Below are 14,328 nucleotides of genomic sequence, written 5' to 3'. Positions count from 1 at the left end.
AGCCTTACTCGTATGACGGATCCGGTCGCCCGAGCCCAAGCCCTCGCCGATGACGTTCTCTTCCCGGCAGCCACCGAAGTCGACCTCAAGGGCGAAGTCCCTTCAAGCCACTTCGACGCCCTCGCCGCCGAAGGCTTCTACGGCCTCGCGGCGCCCGAAGAGGCCGGCGGTCCCGGTGTCGACCTCCCGACGATCGTCGGAGTCCTCGAAGCCTTGGCCGGCGGCTGCCTCAGCACGATGTTCACCTGGGTCCAGCACCACGGCCTGGTCGCCGGGCTGTCCGCCACCGACCGCGCCGACCTGCGCGAACGCTACCTCCCGGCGCTGATCCGGGGAGAGCTCAAGGCGGGCGCCGCGTTCGCCGCGGTGATCCCGACCCCGCCCAGGCTGCGCGCGGAACGCGTCGAGGGCGGCTATCTGCTCGACGGCGAGGCGCCGTTCGTCAGCGGCTGGGGCGTCATCGACCTGCTCCAGCTGTGCGCCCGGGACGGAGACACTGTCGTGAGCGCGGCCGTCGACGCGGTCGCGGCGGAGGGAGTCGAGGTCCAGCCGCTCGACCTCGTCGCCGCGCAGGGCACGTCCACCGCGCACCTCGGCTTCACCCGCTACTTCGTCTCCGACGACCGCGTCTACGGCAGGACTCCGCACGCGGAGTTCGTCGCGGGCAACACGTTCCCCTCCCGCCTCAACGGCTGTGCCCCGCTCGGCCTGGCCGCTCGCGCCGCCAGGCTCATCGAAGAGCTCGGGAAGGCCGACGTCGCCGCCGGGATCCGGACCGAGATCGACGCCGTCCGCGCGCGGCTCGACGCGGGTCTCGCCGATCCGCCGTCCCTGCCCCCGGCCCGGGCGGCCGGCGCGGAACTCGCGTTCCGGGCCGCGGGTGCGCTGGTCGCGGCCAACGGCAGCACGTCGGTCCTCGCCGGACGACACCCCCAGCGGCTCGTCCGGGAAGCCACCTTCCTGCTCGTCGCCGCCAGCCGCCCGGAGATCAAGTCGGGACTTCTGGAGCTGTTCTCCAGGGACTAGTGGAGCCCGAACACTCTCGTCTTGCGGTTCAGATCGTCGAGGTAGGCGGCGGCGACGTGCGAGAAGTTGATCGCCACCTCGGAGTCGTCCTTGGTCTGGACGGTCTGGACCGAACCGGTGCGGACGAAATGCGAGAGATCCTTGGCCAGCCGTTCGGTTTCTTCGGCCGTGAGGGCGAAGAGGAGCGGCTCGCCGCCGGCGGCGAGATGGAGTACGAGCGCGGGTTTCTGGTCTGCCATGAACCCATGGCACCAGCACGGATCATGGCGCGGCAAGCGGGTTCGCTGCGGGCGTACCGGGCCGGTGGACTACGTTCGACCCCGACGAACAAGACACCCGCGGGGGGAAATGGCGATGCCGCATTCGTTCTCGTTGTCGCTGGCGGCGGTGGACATCCTGCTCGAACACGGCCGCTTCGGCCCGGCGCCGGTCCCGTTCGAGGTCCCGCACATCGGCACCACGACCGACCAGCGCGCGATGGTGCGCGAGGCCGTCTTCCGCGACCTCGAAGGCCGCGGCATGATGCGCGGCGGCAGGCTCGACGCCGACGTCGAACTCGCGCTCGCCACGTTCGTCGCTCCGCAGCTCGCCGTGTGGGCGGTCGCGCAGATGGACAAGGACAAGCAGCTGTTCGCGCGGTCCGCGACGAACGGCCAGTTCGCGGTCGTCGTGCGCCAGGACGAGAACCTGCTCGTGTTCGAGGAGACCAGGCCGACCGCGATCGTCGCGTCGATCGTCGACCTGCTGCCGCTGACCCCGGCGGGGCCAGGCCAGTCCGTCACCATCGCGAAGCCGGCGAGCGCGCCGAAGCGTCCTCGCAACGACGACGCGTACGACCCCTTCGCCAAGGTCAGCGGGCCGCGCTCGCACGGGTCGAACCCGCAGCAGCGGCAGGTGGAACGGATCTTCGAGAAGCCGAAGACACGCGTCGGCCAGTTCAGCGTGTTCATCCGCGGCGGCCAGGTCTTCCCGCCGCTGGCGTGGTTCGACACCGAAGCGGGCCGGTTCATGATGACCTCGCGCCAGGCCGCCGACGGGCAAAGCTGGCTGACCTACGCTCCGGCCGACAACGCGAGGATCGCGCAGCAGCTGTACACCCAGCTCGAAGGTCAGTTCTGAACCGCCGGGAACCGGGGTGACGCCCGTTTCGTCACAGTTCAGGCGCGTACCGCGATGATCGGCGAATACGTTCGATCCTCGTTGCGCTGAGTGCTCGGCTAGTAGACTGCCGGGCGGTACGCACGGGCGAGCAGACGATGCAGTGGGGCGGACGATGGCTTTCGAAGCGGACGGCGGACAGGCGGCACCGAACTTCTCGCTGGGGGCGGCCGCCGCGAACTACGTGGAGGCGGGCGGCCTGAACCAGGCCGCGATCGCCAAGGTCAGCGCCGAGACCCAGAAACTGGTCTCGGCCGCCAAGAGCGGCGGCTTCAAGATCTCCGAAGAGGGCGTCAAACCCCTTCGTGAGGCCCTGTTGAAGATGTCCGAAGAGCTCACCGCCCTCAGCAGGAGGACGATGCGGCTTTCCGAGGCGCCCCAGCTCGGCGACCATCCGTACGGGAAGGCCGTCGCGGCCCACGACCACAAGGGCGCCGCCCAGGCGAGCAACTCCGCGAGCGCGGTACTCGAACAGTTCAAGCAGGTCGTCCGCGACGCCGACGAGGCTCTGGCCAGGGCCGCCGGACTGTACAAGGGTGTCGAGGACAGTGCGATCGACGCCACCAAGAAGATTCAGGCCTGAGGAACGATGAAGAAGCTTTACGTGGTGCCGCTCGCCGCGGCCGCCTTGGTCCTGACCGCGTGCTCCAGCGAAAAGCCGGGAAGCGCGAGTCCGGCGCCGTCGGTTCCGCCCGCCCAGACCGGCGCGTCCAGTTCGGCACCCGCCACCGGCGACACCAAGTCGATCGATCCGTGCTCGCTCCTCGGCGTGGCCGACCTCGCGTCCTTCGGCACGTTCAAGCCGCCGACCACGGCGAACGAGGGCGGAGCCCGTTCTTGCCAGTTCGACAAGCAGGCGACGAGCGCCGCGGACGCCGTGTCCTTGGGTGTCGACATCCGTGACACGCAGAACATCGACAGTGTCAACGACGCCGGAAACGGCAAGACGACCGGCAACGTCAACGGGCGCAAAGCGGTACTCGCACCCAGGCCGGGCGGGTGCTTGATGGCGCTCGAACTCGGCCCGTCGGCGCGGGTCGATGTCCTGGTCGCGGCCGGCGAAACCAAGCAGGCCTGCGAGTTCGCCGAGAAGATCGCCGACATCGTCGAACCGAAGCTTCCGAAGGGCTAAGGGGGAATCAGGATGACCACGAAGACACCGAACCTGAGCGAGAAGCAGGTCTCCGACCTTTCGCCCGCGGCACGCGACGCGTACTTCCAGCAGAAGGCCCAGGAAGGCGTCGATCCCAGTGACGGCTGGCTGTTCGGCGCGGTCAAGCAGTTCATGGCCTCCGGGAAGGCGCATCAGCAGTCCCAGGAGGTCGGCGACAAGAACGTCGACGAGCTGACCAAGAACAAGGACGTCCAGTACGTCGAGGGGCTGGAGCCGTCGAACGCGGACTACCAGGGCTACGACCACACGAAGCTCGAGCAGTTCGTCAACAGCAACCTGAACGTGGAGCAGGTCTCCGACGTTTCGACCGCGTACCACGAGATGCACAAGGCCTTCGACACCTTCTCGAAGACCATGGACCAAGCGGTCACGGCGTCCCAGGGCACCTGGGAAGGTGACGCGGCGGGCAACGCGCAGGGCTACTTCAAGAGCCTCAGCAAGTGGTCCGACGCGAACTCCCAGAACGCGAAGCTCGCCTCCGAGACGATCTACGACCAGGGCACCGCGGCTTCCACCGTGAAGAACACGATGCCCAAGCCGATCCCCTTCAGCTGGAAGGACGAGGTCGGCGGCTGGGTGACGTCGAACCCGTTCAACCTGGGCGACAACATCGACAAGTCCATCCAGAAGCAGAAGGACAGCCAGGACGCGCACACCGAGGCCGCGTCCGCCATGCACAGCTACGACAAGTCGCTGTACGAGGCCGCGTCGAAGCAGCCGGCGTTCGCCGAGCCGCCCAAGTTCGGCGTGGACGGTGGCGGCGGTATCGACAAGCCGCAGCCGTACGAGGTCCCGCCCGGATCGCGGAACCCCGGTGACGGCCAGCCCGGCCACGGCAACCCCGGCAACACCTACATCCCGCCGGGCAACGGCGGCGGGGGCAACGGTGGCGGGGGCAACGGCGGAGGCGGTGGTGGCGGCGGGGGAGGCAGCCACATCCCCGGCCCCGGCAGCACCACGGGTACGGGCAGCATCCCGTCGAGCACGACGCCGTCGGGCTTCCAGGGCAACCAGCCGCCGATCGGCACCCCCGGCCCGAACAACAACTCGAACGCCATGCCGATGAGCCCGATGCCGATGTCGCCCATGATGGGCGGCGGCATGGGAGGCGACTCGGAGTACAACAGCCGGAGCGGCCGAGGTGGTGGCGGCGGCGGGTTCGGTCCCGGTGGCGGTTCCGGCTCCACGCCAGGCTCGGGTTCCGCGTCCGGCGCGGCCCGCCCCGGCGGTATCGGCGCCGCGGAAGCCGCCGCGGGTCGCGGGATGGGCGGTCTCGGCGGTGGCGCCGCCGGCCGTGGCGGACCGGGGATGGGCGGCGGTATGGGTGGCCGCGGTCAGCACGCGGACGGGGACGAGGACACCGAGCACCAGCGTCCGACGTACCTCGTCGAGGGCGACCCGGACGAGGTCTTCGGGACCGACATGCGCACCGCGCCGCCGGTCATCGGCGAGTAAGTAGACGTATGAAAAGGGGCCCCTCGCGCGAGCGAGGGGCCCCTTTTCATACGGGTCAGTAGCGGTAGAACTTCTCCTTGCGACCCTGGCGCACCAGCTTCAGCCACTGCAGGAAAGCCTTGGGGTCTCGCTTCACACCGACGAAGTACAGTCCGAATCGCACCACTTCGAGCGCGCCGATCTTACGCATGCCCGGCTGCGAAAGCAGGTACCCCCGGTTGCGGTAGGTGTAATAACGCTTGACCTCGTTCTCCGGGTCCTGCGCGTGGAACCGGCCGCCCAGCATCGGCTTGAACTCATCGGAGCCGTCCGGGTGCAGGTACGCGGTCTTGAGCGAGGTGCCGAACGGCAGCCCCGAACGCGCCAGGCGCCGGTGCAGTTCGACCTCGTCACCGCGGAAGAACAACCGCAGATCCGGCACGCCGACGACGTCCAGCGTGGAAGCGCGGAACAACGCGCCGTTCATCAGCGAGGCGATGCCGGGCAGGAAGTCGGTGCCCAGCTCCGACGACGAACGCTTCCAGGTCAGCCCACGCCGCAAGGGGAACGCGAGCTTGTCCGGAGCGTCGATGTTGGACACCACGGGGGAGATCTCGGCGAGGTCTCGCTTTTCGGCCTCTTCCAGCAGGATCGCGAGGACGTTCTCGTCGGCGGGACGGCCGTCGTCGTCGGCCAGCCAGACCCAGTCCGCGCCCAGCGAGAGCGCGTGCAGCATGCCGAGCGCGAACCCGCCCGCGCCACCGAGGTTGCGATGCGAAGGCAGGTACGTGAAGGGAAGCGGATAGTTCTCGACGATGTCCCGCGCGGACTTGTCCGGCCCGTTGTCGACCACCACGAGGTGGTCGACCGGCCGTGTCTGCGCGGCGATCACCTTGAGCGAGTCCGCGAGCAGTTCCCGCCGATGGCGCGTGACGACGACGCCGACGACGGCGCCTTCGGGCAACTGCCGGGTCTCGCTGGTCATCCTTGGCCACCGTTCGTCGTCGCCAGCGGCTCCGGCTCGATGCCGAAGCGCTCCAGCGTCTCCTTGCTCATGTTCTCGAACGGGTCGCGGCCCTTGTAGCCGGTGAGCACGTCGCGCAGCGAACCGCGCTGCTTCACGTGCCCTTCGTCCATCCAGATGGCGGAGTCGCAGAGCTCGAAGAGGAACTCGTCCGAGTGGCTGGCGAACACCAGGATGCCCGACCGCTTGACGAGGTCCTTCAGCCGGTCCTTGGCCTTGTTGAGGAACGCCGCGTCGACCGCGCCGATGCCCTCGTCGAGGATCAGGATCTCCGGATCGATCGAGGTGACCACGCCGAGCGCGAGGCGCACGCGCATACCGGTCGAGTACGTCCGCAGTGGCATCTGCAGGTAGTCGCCGAGTTCGGTGAACTCCGCGATGTCGTCGACGCGGGCTTCCATCTGCTTCGCGGTCATCCCGAGGAACAGGCCGCGGATGATGATGTTCTCCATCCCGGAGATCTCCGGGTCCATGCCGATCCCGAGGTCGAAGACCGGCGCGATCTTGCCGGAGATCCTCGCCGAACCGCGGGTCGGCTCGTAGATCCCGGACAGCAGGCGAAGCAGTGTCGACTTCCCGGCGCCGTTGTGGCCGACGAGGCCGACACGGTCGCCTTCCTTCAGCTGGAGCGTCACGTCGTGGAGGGCTTCGATGATCGGCACCTTGGTCTCGGTGCCGATCTTGCCGCCGACCTTGCCCAGCACCTTCTTCTTCATGGAGCGGGTCTTCGCGTCGAAGATGGGGAAGTCGACGTAGGCGTTGTGCACATCAATGCTGACCATCTGTCACACCCAATAAGAGACGCGGGAACGGTAATTACGCATCGCGACCAGCGCGAGGACCCAGCCGACGACGGTGAAGCCGAGCACCACGTACCAGCTGTTGATGCTGACGGCCTGCCCGATCAGCGGTGCGCGCACGATCTGGATGAAGTGGAACAACGGGTTCCCGTGCACGAACGGCAGGGCCCACGAGGAGTCGACCCGCGCGCCACCCGCCATGAGCTGGTCGATCGGCCACACGATCGGCGTCAGGTAGAACAGCAGCTGGATGACCGAGCTGATCACCTGCGGGATGTCGCGGTAACGGGTCGAGATGATGCCCAGCAGCAGGGTGACCCAGCCGGCGTTCAACGCGAGCATCAGGATGCCGGGGATCGCGCTCAGCGAGTACCAGCCGAGGCCGGGGTGGCAGATGCCGGAGAAGCCCTCGTTGCAGTTGCCGGTGTTCAGCGAGTACCGGTGGTTGAGCGAGGTGAAGAAGATCGCGATGACGATCACGTAGACGATCAGGTTGTGCATCAGCATCAGGGTCTGGCGCCACACCGTGCGCAGCACGTAGACCGACAGCGGCGCCGGGAGCTGTTTGATCAGCCCTTCGTTGGAGATGAAGGTCTCCATGCCCTCGGACAGGCAGCCGCTGATGAAGCCCCAGACGATGAATCCGGTGCTGATGTAGGGCAGGAACGTCGCCGTCGGCATGTGGAACAACTGTGAGTACAGAAGGCCCAGGCCCAGCGCGATGATGCCCTGGCTGATGGTGATCCAGAACGGGCCGATCACCGAGCGGCGATACCGCTGCTTGATGTCCTGCCAGCCGAGGTGTCCCCACAGCTCTTTGGCGGCGAACCCGGTCTTGATGTCGGCGAACGCGCGCGAGAAGGTCTTGCTGTCCGAAATCGGTGGAACCGAGGTCGGCGCAGCGCTGTCGGCGGCGTGAACCGTGCTGGTGGCATGCACGGGAACGAGGGTACCGATGGGGCCGATGGTGCCTGGGCCGCCCCGCCCCGACCACGGAAAGCTACCGTCGGCTTCGCACTCGAACGCGGTGCGTGTGCTGGTATTTTCTGCCCTCATGACTGCTGCACTCGGCGACGCGAGCCTGATGGTCAATCTGCTCGCCGCATACGCCGACCGGCCGGAGCCTCGTTCGGTCGCCGTGGTCGGGAACCAGCCGCTTCAGCCGGACCCCCGGCGGGCGAAGGCCATCGACGCCTGCGACCTCGTGATCAGGGTCAACGGCTTCGTCGTGGACGAGCCGGGCGGCCCCGAGGTCGTCGGCAGCCGCGTGCACGTCGTCGTGTTCAACCGCGCCGTCCGCGCCACGAAGCACGTCTTCCGTGACTACCGCAAACGGCTCTACCTGCTGGTCGAGCCGGGGCGGATGCACTGGGAGCCCGAAGACATCCCCGGCTGGTGGCCCGGTGACCTCGGTTACGTGCCGGTGCCGAACCGCGAGGTCGTCCTGCCGCTTTCGGACGCGCTCGGCCTGCCGAGCCGCGAAGAGGGGCTGTGGTCGACGACCGGGACGCTGGCCGCCTGGATCGCGCGCACGTCGTTCCCGCACGCCAACCTGGTCCTGTCGGGGTTCTCGTTCATCGACGACCCGGCCCAGACCCACTGGGAGCACGCCGCGGGCGACTCCTGCATCGTCGGACCCGAACACCGGATCGCCGCGGAGGGCAGGCTGCTGGACTCCTGGACGAAGACCGGCGAAACCGAACTCCTGCGCTGAACCGCAGCCAGCTCACCCCGAGAAGGAACCATCCATGGCAGTGCAGAAACTCCGCAGCGGCGTGATCAGCCGGATCGCCAGGCTCATCGACTTCCGGATCGACGAGCGGCTCCGCGACCTCAACGGCCGCGTCAACGACCTCGAACACGCCACCGCGGACCACCGCCGCCGGCTCGACGGCGCCGAAAGCGGTCTCGAGCACGCGCGCGGCGACCTGCGCTGGACCCGCGCCGAGCTGGACCGTCTGATCCCGAGCGTCGCGGCCCAGGAGGCCCAGCTGGAGGATCTGCGCGAGTCGCTGTCGCTGCCGACGCACGCCGACAAGCCCGAACTGGCCGAGGCGCGCAGCCTGATCCAGGAGATCCAGCGCCAGCACGCCCAGATCCGCGTCCGGCTCGCCGGGATCGCCCGCTACGAAGACCGGTTGCGCCGTATCGAAGACACCATCACCGTCCCGGCAGGCGAATGACCGGCTCGCTGGCCGAAGCCGGGGACGACGACCTCGACCGGATCCGGCGGTGGCGCAACCACCCGTCGGTCCGCCGGGTCAGTTTCACCACGCACGAGATCGGTGCCGAAGAACACCGTCGCTGGTTCGACGCGGCCCGGGCCGACCCGAGCCGTCGCGTGCTCGTCTACCGGCACGGCGGGGCGCCCGCCGGTGTCGTGCTGTTCAGCGACATCGACGTCGAGGCCGGAAGCGCGGAATGGCACTTCTACCTGGACGTCGAGGGGCTCGGCCGGGACACCCTCCCCGCCTGGCTGAAGCTGGAGGGCGCGGCCGTCGACTACGGCTTCGACGTTCTCGGCCTGGACCTGCTGGGCGGCGCGACACTCGCGGACAACCGTCAGGTCCTGCAACTGCACAAGCGATTCGGCTTCACCGAAACACGCAGGTATGTTCGAGAGGTCGACGGCGAGCCGCGCGAGGTCGTCTGGACCGAATTGCGCGCCGCCGACCGCCGGACCAGGAAGAAGAGGTAGTCCCACCCCGATGACCGCCAGCGAGGTGCGCATCGGCGCACATGTCCTCTCGGCGGCGCACCCGCCGTTCGTGATCGCCGAAATGTCCGGTAACCACAACGGTGACCTCGGCCGGGCACTGGAGATCGTCGACGCGATCGCCGAAACCGGCGCGCAGGCGGTCAAACTGCAGACCTACCGGCCGGACACGATCACCATCGACGTGGACACGCCGGACTTCCGGATCGGCGACTCGCATTCGCTGTGGGGTGGCGAGAACCTCTACAAGCTCTACGAGCGCGCCCACACGCCGTGGGAGTGGCACGAGCCGCTGTTCGAGCGTGCCCGTGCCCGCGGTCTCGAGATCTTCTCCAGCCCGTTCGACCCCACCGCCGTCGACCTGCTGGAGTCGCTGGGTGCGCCCGCGTACAAGATCGCGTCGTCGGAGATCGTCGACCTGCCGCTGATCGAACTGTGCGCGAAGACCGGCAAGCCGCTGATCATTTCGACCGGGATGGCCAGCGTCGCCGAGATCGACGCGGCGGTCCGGACCGCGCGTGAAGCGGGCAACGATCAGATCGTCGTGCTCGGCTGCACCGCGAGCTACCCGGCGTCGCCCGCCGAGAGCAACCTGCGCGGCCTGCCCGTCCTGGCGGGCGTCACCGGGACGCTCGTCGGCCTGTCCGACCACACGCCCGGCATCGGCGCCCCGCTCGCGGCCGTCGCGCTCGGAGCCGTCGCCATCGAGAAGCACGTGACGCTGGCCAGGAACGACGGCGGCGTCGACTCGGAGTTCTCGCTGGAGCCCGACGAACTGGCCGCGCTGGTGACCGAGTCGCACCGCGCGTGGGAGGCGCTGGGCGCCGCGGTGATCGGGCCGCGTGAGAGCGAGAAGGAAGGCCTGCGGTTCCGGCGTTCCCTTTACGTCGTCGAGGACGTGCGCGCCGGGGACACGGTGACGCGGGAGAACGTCCGGTCCATCCGGCCCGCCGGGGGGCTGGCGCCCGCCGAGATCGTGAACGTGCTCGGCCGCACCTTCGCTTCCGACGTACCGAAGGGCACCGCGCTCACCTGGGGCCTGATCTAGGCGCGTCTAGCCGAAGAAGCCGTGGACCTCGTCGATGACGCGGTCCACGTCGCCGTCGGTCAGCGCCGGGAACAGCGGCAGCGAAAGCTCCTGGCTGTAGTACAGCTCCGCGTTCGGGCACATCCCGCGCTGGTACCCGAGGTCCTCGAACACCGGGTGCCAGTACGCGGGGATGTAGTTGACCTGTACGCCGATTCCCTTGGCACGCAAGTGATCGAACAGCGCGCGGCGACGTCCTCCGAGGACTCGCAGCGGGTACAGGTGCCACACCGGATCCGCGCCTTCGCGCACGGCGGGTGTCAGCAACTCGTCCAAAGAGGACAGTGCGGCGGTGTAACGGGCGTGGATCTCCGCGCGCCGCCCCTTGAACTCGGCGAGCCGTCGGAGCTGGCTGCTTCCCAAGGCGCACAACACATCCGGCAGCCGGTAGTTGAGGCCGAACTCGTGCACTTCCTGGTGCCACGCGCCTTCGTCCGGATACCGCTGCGCCGTTTTGTCCCGCACCAGCCCGTGGTTGCGGAAACCGCGAGCCCTGGCCAGCAGCTTGTCCGAGCCGGCGACGACCGCGCCGCCCTCGGCCGTGGTGAGGTTCTTGGTGGGGAAGAAGGAGAAGGTGGTGAGGTCGGCGAGCGAGCCGACCGGCCTGCCCTGCCAGCTCCCGCCGACGGAATGCGCCGCGTCCTCCAGCAGCAGCGCGCCGTTGTCGCGGGCGATACGGCCGAGTTCGTCCAGTTCCGCCGGGTGGCCGGCGTAGTCGACGGCGGCGACGACCTTGGTCCGCGGCGTGACGGCCGCCGAAGCCGCCGCCGGATCGAGGTTGCCGGTGTCCGCTTCGACGTCGGCGAACACGACCTTGCCGCCGAGCAGCGCGGCCGTCGCGGCTGTCGCGACGAACGTCATCGGCGACGTGACGACCTCGTCACCGGGGCCGATCCCAGCCGCCGCGTATGCGACGTGCAGCGCGGCCGTGCCCGAGGTGACGGCCACCGCGGGCGTGCCGCCGGTGTGCCCGGCGAGGTCGGATTCGAAGCGTGTGACGGCCGGGCCGGTGGTCAGCCAGTCGCCGCGCAGCACCTCGGTGACCGCGGCGATGTCTTCGTCGGAGACGGACTGGCGGCCGTACGGGAGGAAGTCACCCATACTGCTCGACCAGGCTGCGCAGCTCGTCCGCGTCGAGCCACAGGTCGTTGGTGTCCGAGCGGTACGCGAAGTTCTCCGGCACGGCTTCGCCGTCCGACGGCGGTTCATAACCCCAGCCCGCGATATGCGGCTGGACGACGTACCGGTCGCTCAAGCGCACGGTCCGGCGAGCGTCGTCGGGGGCGATCATCTCTTCGTGCAGCTTCTCGCCGGGCCGGATGCCGACCTCGTGCATCGGCGAACCGGGCGCGATGGCCTGCGCGAGCTCCACCAGCCGCATGCTGGGGATCCGCGGCACGTAGAGCTCGCCGCCGTTCATCTGGTCGAAGGAGTCGACCACGAACTGCACGGCCTGCGGGAGCGTGATCCAGAAGCGGGTCATCTCCTTGTGCGTGATCGGCAGCGACTCGCCCTTGGCGGCGAGCGCGCGGAAGAACGGGATCACGCTGCCGCGCGAGCCCATCACGTTGCCGTAGCGGACCACGGAGAACCTGGTCGGATGTGTCGCGGCGTAGTGGTTCGCGCTGATGAACATCCGGTCGGCGCACAGTTTCGTGGCGCCGTAGAGGTTGATCGGGCTGGACGCCTTGTCCGTCGAAAGCGCGACGACCTTCTTCACGCCCGTGTCGATCGCGGCCTCGATGACGTTCTGCGAGCCGACGACGTTGGTCTGCACGAATTCGAACGGGTTGTACTCGCCCGTGTCGACCTGCTTGAGGGCGGCGGCGTGCACCACGTAGTCGACGCCGTGCATCGCGCGCTCGAGGCGGCGGCGGTCCCGGATGTCGCCGATGAACCAGCGCAGCCTCGGGTCGTCGCCGAACTGCTGGCGCGCTTCGTACTGCTTGAGCTCGTCACGGGAGAGCACGACCAGCCGTCGCGGGTTCAGCTCGGCCAGGGCGTAGGTGATGAACGCCTTGCCGAACGAACCGGTCCCGCCGGTGAGCAGGATGCTGGAGCCATCCAGCTCGGACATCGTTGACCTCCGCGTTTCGGTGCTACTGCCGCAGGACATCATGTCACCCATGGATCCAGACCCCGGGGCCCACGTGGTCAACGCCGTCATCCAGGCACGCGCGTCGTCGACCCGGCTGCCCGGCAAGGTGCTCCGGCCGCTGGTGGGCCGGAGCGTGCTCGGCTGGGTCGTCCGCGCCGCCGCGAGTTCGCCGGGAATCGACAACGTCGTGGTCGCGACCTCGACCGAGGCCGACGACGACGCGGTGGCCGAGGAGGCCGCCCGGCACGGCGCTCTGGTCGCCAGGGGGCCGCTCGACGACGTCCTCGCACGCTTCGCGGTGGCCGTCGAGTCGTACCCGGCCGACGCCGTGGTGCGGCTCACCGCGGACTGCCCGCTGCTGGACCCGGAGCTGATCGGGCAGCTCGTCACGCTGTGGCGGGCGACGCCGTCGCTGGATTACCTGAGCACGACCCTCGTGCGCACGCTGCCCCGAGGCTTCGACGCGGAACTCGTGCGCGGCGAAGTGCTGGTTGAGCAGGTCGAGACCGCCCGCGGCGCCGATCGGGAACACGTGACTTCGGGTGTCTACTCGCGCCCGGAGACGTACTCGTGCTCCGGCGTCGTGGTCAGCCCGGCCGCCGACGACCTCCGCGTGACCCTGGACACCGTCGAAGACTGGTCGGTCATCGAAGGCGTCGTGGCGGAGCTGGGGGATCGCGTCGGCGACTGGCGCGAGGTGGTCGCCGTGCTGCGAGCCCGGCCCGAGCTCGCGACGCTCAACAGGCACGTCGAACAGAAGAAGGTGGCCAGGTGACGAGGCTGGTGCTGCGGGCCGACGCCTCCGGGACGATCGGCGCGGGCCACGTCTCGCGCATGGTCGCCTACGCCGAACGCGCGGTCGCGCGGGGCTGGGAGGTCGTTTTCTCGGGCCGGGTGGACAACGCCGAATGGCTGGCCGCGCGGTTCGGTGAGCTGGCCGTTCCGGTGGCGCCGTCCGTGCCGTTCGACGGTTTCGACGTGGTGGTCGTCGATCACTACGGACTCGGTGAGCTGCGCGAAGAAGTGAATCGCGCGGGAGCGCTGCTGGTGTCGGTCGAGGACGACGTGTTCGGCAGGCGCGCGGCGGACCTCGTCGTCGACTGTGGGTTCGCCCCGGCGCCGAGGCCCGACGACGGTTCCGGCTCCCTGCTCCGTGGCGTGGCCTACGCGCCTATGCGTGACGTCGTCCGCGAAGCGCGCGAAAAGCGCCTCGGTCGTGAAGTCGCCGAGCGAGCCCACGTGACCGTGGTGCTCGGTGGTGGGACCGAGTGGGCGGGCACGGTCAGCGCGTTGCTGCACGCCTTGCGCGACACGGGACTGCCGTTCGTCGCCGATGTCCTCGTACGCGGTGAACCGGTCGTGCCGGAAGCGCTGCCGGGACAGGAGTTCCGCGTTCAGCCACCCGGACCCGGCCTGCTCGACCTGCTGGTGGAGACGGACGTGGCGGTGAGCGCGGCCGGCGTCACGCTGCTGGAGCTGTGCTGTCTCGGTGTGCCGACGGGCGTCGTGAAGCTGGTCGATAACCAGGAGACCGGGTACCGGGGTGCCCTGGATCTCGGGCTGGCGGCCGGGTTGGGAAGCGCGGCGGAGCTGGACGTCGACGCCGTCGAGACGCTGCGGACCCTGCTGCTGGATCCCGCCGTGCGGCGGCGGTATTCGGAGACGGCGTCGTCCGTTGTGGACGGCCGGGGTGTGGACCGCGTGCTGGACGCGGTGGCTGGACGATCACGAACACTTGGCGGACACGGTCCGCCGGACCCGTCTCGAAATCGGCAGGGTCGCGGATCGGTTGCGCGACGCGGGTTTCCGCG

Annotated in this window: 17 protein-coding genes; 11 read left to right on the top strand and 6 right to left on the bottom strand. The window is 68.9% G+C overall.

Annotated features, from left to right (window positions below; all coding sequences use genetic code 11):
* Window positions 1–12: 12 nt before the first annotated feature.
* On the top strand, window positions 13–1,026 hold the full coding sequence (locus AB0N89_RS08290) for an acyl-CoA dehydrogenase family protein (protein WP_364201636.1): 1,014 nt from the start codon (window positions 13–15) through the stop codon (window positions 1,024–1,026).
* On the opposite strand, the gene AB0N89_RS08285 is transcribed toward AB0N89_RS08290, so the two are convergent.
* Window positions 1,023–1,265 carry a hypothetical protein gene (locus AB0N89_RS08285; protein WP_364201634.1) on the bottom strand — a complete coding sequence of 81 codons (243 nt, stop codon included), beginning with the start codon at window positions 1,263–1,265 and terminating at the stop codon, window positions 1,023–1,025. The two genes, AB0N89_RS08290 and AB0N89_RS08285, sit on opposite strands and share 4 nt — an antisense overlap.
* A gap of 115 nt (window positions 1,266–1,380) precedes the next feature.
* Between AB0N89_RS08285 and AB0N89_RS08280 the strand changes: the two genes are divergently transcribed.
* The 4 genes from AB0N89_RS08280 to AB0N89_RS08265 all read left to right on the top strand — a co-directional run bounded on the left by AB0N89_RS08280 (window position 1,381) and on the right by AB0N89_RS08265 (window position 4,813).
* Window positions 1,381–2,145 (top strand): ESX secretion-associated protein EspG, encoded by a 765-nt coding sequence (locus AB0N89_RS08280; protein ID WP_364201632.1) that lies wholly within the window; start codon window positions 1,381–1,383, stop codon window positions 2,143–2,145.
* 154 nt (window positions 2,146–2,299) lie between these two features.
* Window positions 2,300–2,767, top strand: a complete 468-nt coding sequence (locus tag AB0N89_RS08275; RefSeq protein WP_364201630.1) for a hypothetical protein — start codon at window positions 2,300–2,302, stop codon at window positions 2,765–2,767.
* 6 nt (window positions 2,768–2,773) lie between these two features.
* Window positions 2,774–3,316 (top strand): DUF3558 domain-containing protein, encoded by a 543-nt coding sequence (locus AB0N89_RS08270; RefSeq protein WP_364201627.1) that lies wholly within the window; start codon window positions 2,774–2,776, stop codon window positions 3,314–3,316.
* Window positions 3,317–3,328: 12 nt separating this feature from the next.
* Complete coding sequence (locus AB0N89_RS08265; protein WP_364201624.1) at window positions 3,329–4,813, top strand: hypothetical protein; 1,485 nt, start codon at window positions 3,329–3,331, stop codon at window positions 4,811–4,813.
* Window positions 4,814–4,868: 55 nt separating this feature from the next.
* Here the strand turns inward: AB0N89_RS08265 and AB0N89_RS08260 are convergent, their stop codons facing one another.
* Genes AB0N89_RS08260 through AB0N89_RS08250 form a run of 3 tightly spaced genes read right to left on the bottom strand, consistent with a single transcriptional unit; the run spans window position 4,869 to window position 7,555 of the window.
* Window positions 4,869–5,777: a glycosyltransferase family 2 protein gene (locus tag AB0N89_RS08260; RefSeq protein ID WP_364201621.1), complete on the bottom strand. Its 909-nt coding sequence runs from the start codon at window positions 5,775–5,777 to the stop codon at window positions 4,869–4,871.
* The gene (locus AB0N89_RS08255) at window positions 5,774–6,598 is read right to left on the bottom strand and encodes an ABC transporter ATP-binding protein (RefSeq protein WP_364201618.1); all 825 of its coding nucleotides are present in this window, start codon (window positions 6,596–6,598) and stop codon (window positions 5,774–5,776) included. Before AB0N89_RS08255 ends, AB0N89_RS08260 begins: the two co-directional genes overlap by 4 nt.
* A 3-nt stretch (window positions 6,599–6,601) precedes the next feature.
* Window positions 6,602–7,555 (bottom strand): ABC transporter permease, encoded by a 954-nt coding sequence (locus AB0N89_RS08250; protein WP_364201615.1) that lies wholly within the window; start codon window positions 7,553–7,555, stop codon window positions 6,602–6,604.
* A gap of 145 nt (window positions 7,556–7,700) precedes the next feature.
* On the opposite strand from AB0N89_RS08250, the gene AB0N89_RS08245 reads away from it, so the two are divergent.
* Genes AB0N89_RS08245 through pseI form a run of 4 tightly spaced genes read left to right on the top strand, consistent with a single transcriptional unit; the run spans window position 7,701 to window position 10,380 of the window.
* On the top strand, window positions 7,701–8,330 hold the full coding sequence (locus tag AB0N89_RS08245) for a hypothetical protein (protein ID WP_364201984.1): 630 nt from the start codon (window positions 7,701–7,703) through the stop codon (window positions 8,328–8,330).
* 34 nt (window positions 8,331–8,364) lie between these two features.
* Window positions 8,365–8,799 (top strand): hypothetical protein, encoded by a 435-nt coding sequence (locus AB0N89_RS08240; RefSeq protein ID WP_364201612.1) that lies wholly within the window; start codon window positions 8,365–8,367, stop codon window positions 8,797–8,799.
* On the top strand, window positions 8,796–9,314 hold the full coding sequence (locus AB0N89_RS08235) for a GNAT family N-acetyltransferase (RefSeq protein WP_364201610.1): 519 nt from the start codon (window positions 8,796–8,798) through the stop codon (window positions 9,312–9,314). The genes AB0N89_RS08240 and AB0N89_RS08235 overlap by 4 nt, the downstream gene beginning before the upstream one ends.
* 10 nt (window positions 9,315–9,324) lie before the next feature.
* Window positions 9,325–10,380: a pseudaminic acid synthase gene (gene pseI / locus AB0N89_RS08230; RefSeq protein ID WP_364201607.1), complete on the top strand. Its 1,056-nt coding sequence runs from the start codon at window positions 9,325–9,327 to the stop codon at window positions 10,378–10,380.
* Window positions 10,381–10,386: 6 nt separating this feature from the next.
* Here the strand turns inward: pseI and AB0N89_RS08225 are convergent, their stop codons facing one another.
* Window positions 10,387–11,520 (bottom strand): aminotransferase class V-fold PLP-dependent enzyme, encoded by a 1,134-nt coding sequence (locus tag AB0N89_RS08225; protein WP_364201605.1) that lies wholly within the window; start codon window positions 11,518–11,520, stop codon window positions 10,387–10,389.
* Complete coding sequence (gene pseB, locus AB0N89_RS08220; protein WP_093931748.1) at window positions 11,513–12,496, bottom strand: UDP-N-acetylglucosamine 4,6-dehydratase (inverting); 984 nt, start codon at window positions 12,494–12,496, stop codon at window positions 11,513–11,515. The genes AB0N89_RS08225 and pseB overlap by 8 nt, the downstream gene beginning before the upstream one ends.
* A 49-nt stretch (window positions 12,497–12,545) precedes the next feature.
* Between pseB and AB0N89_RS08215 the strand changes: the two genes are divergently transcribed.
* Window positions 12,546–13,292, top strand: a complete 747-nt coding sequence (locus tag AB0N89_RS08215) for a glycosyltransferase family protein (protein WP_364201602.1) — start codon at window positions 12,546–12,548, stop codon at window positions 13,290–13,292.
* Window positions 13,289–14,328: hypothetical protein (locus AB0N89_RS08210; RefSeq protein ID WP_364201599.1), on the top strand; the 1,040-nt coding region annotated here is incomplete at its 3' end. The genes AB0N89_RS08215 and AB0N89_RS08210, both read left to right, overlap by 4 nt.

Source organism: Amycolatopsis sp. NPDC089917, from assembly GCF_040684635.1.
In the GTDB taxonomy this organism is placed as follows: Bacteria; Actinomycetota; Actinomycetes; order Mycobacteriales; family Pseudonocardiaceae; genus Amycolatopsis.
This window is presented reverse-complemented; position numbering and strand designations above follow the sequence as displayed.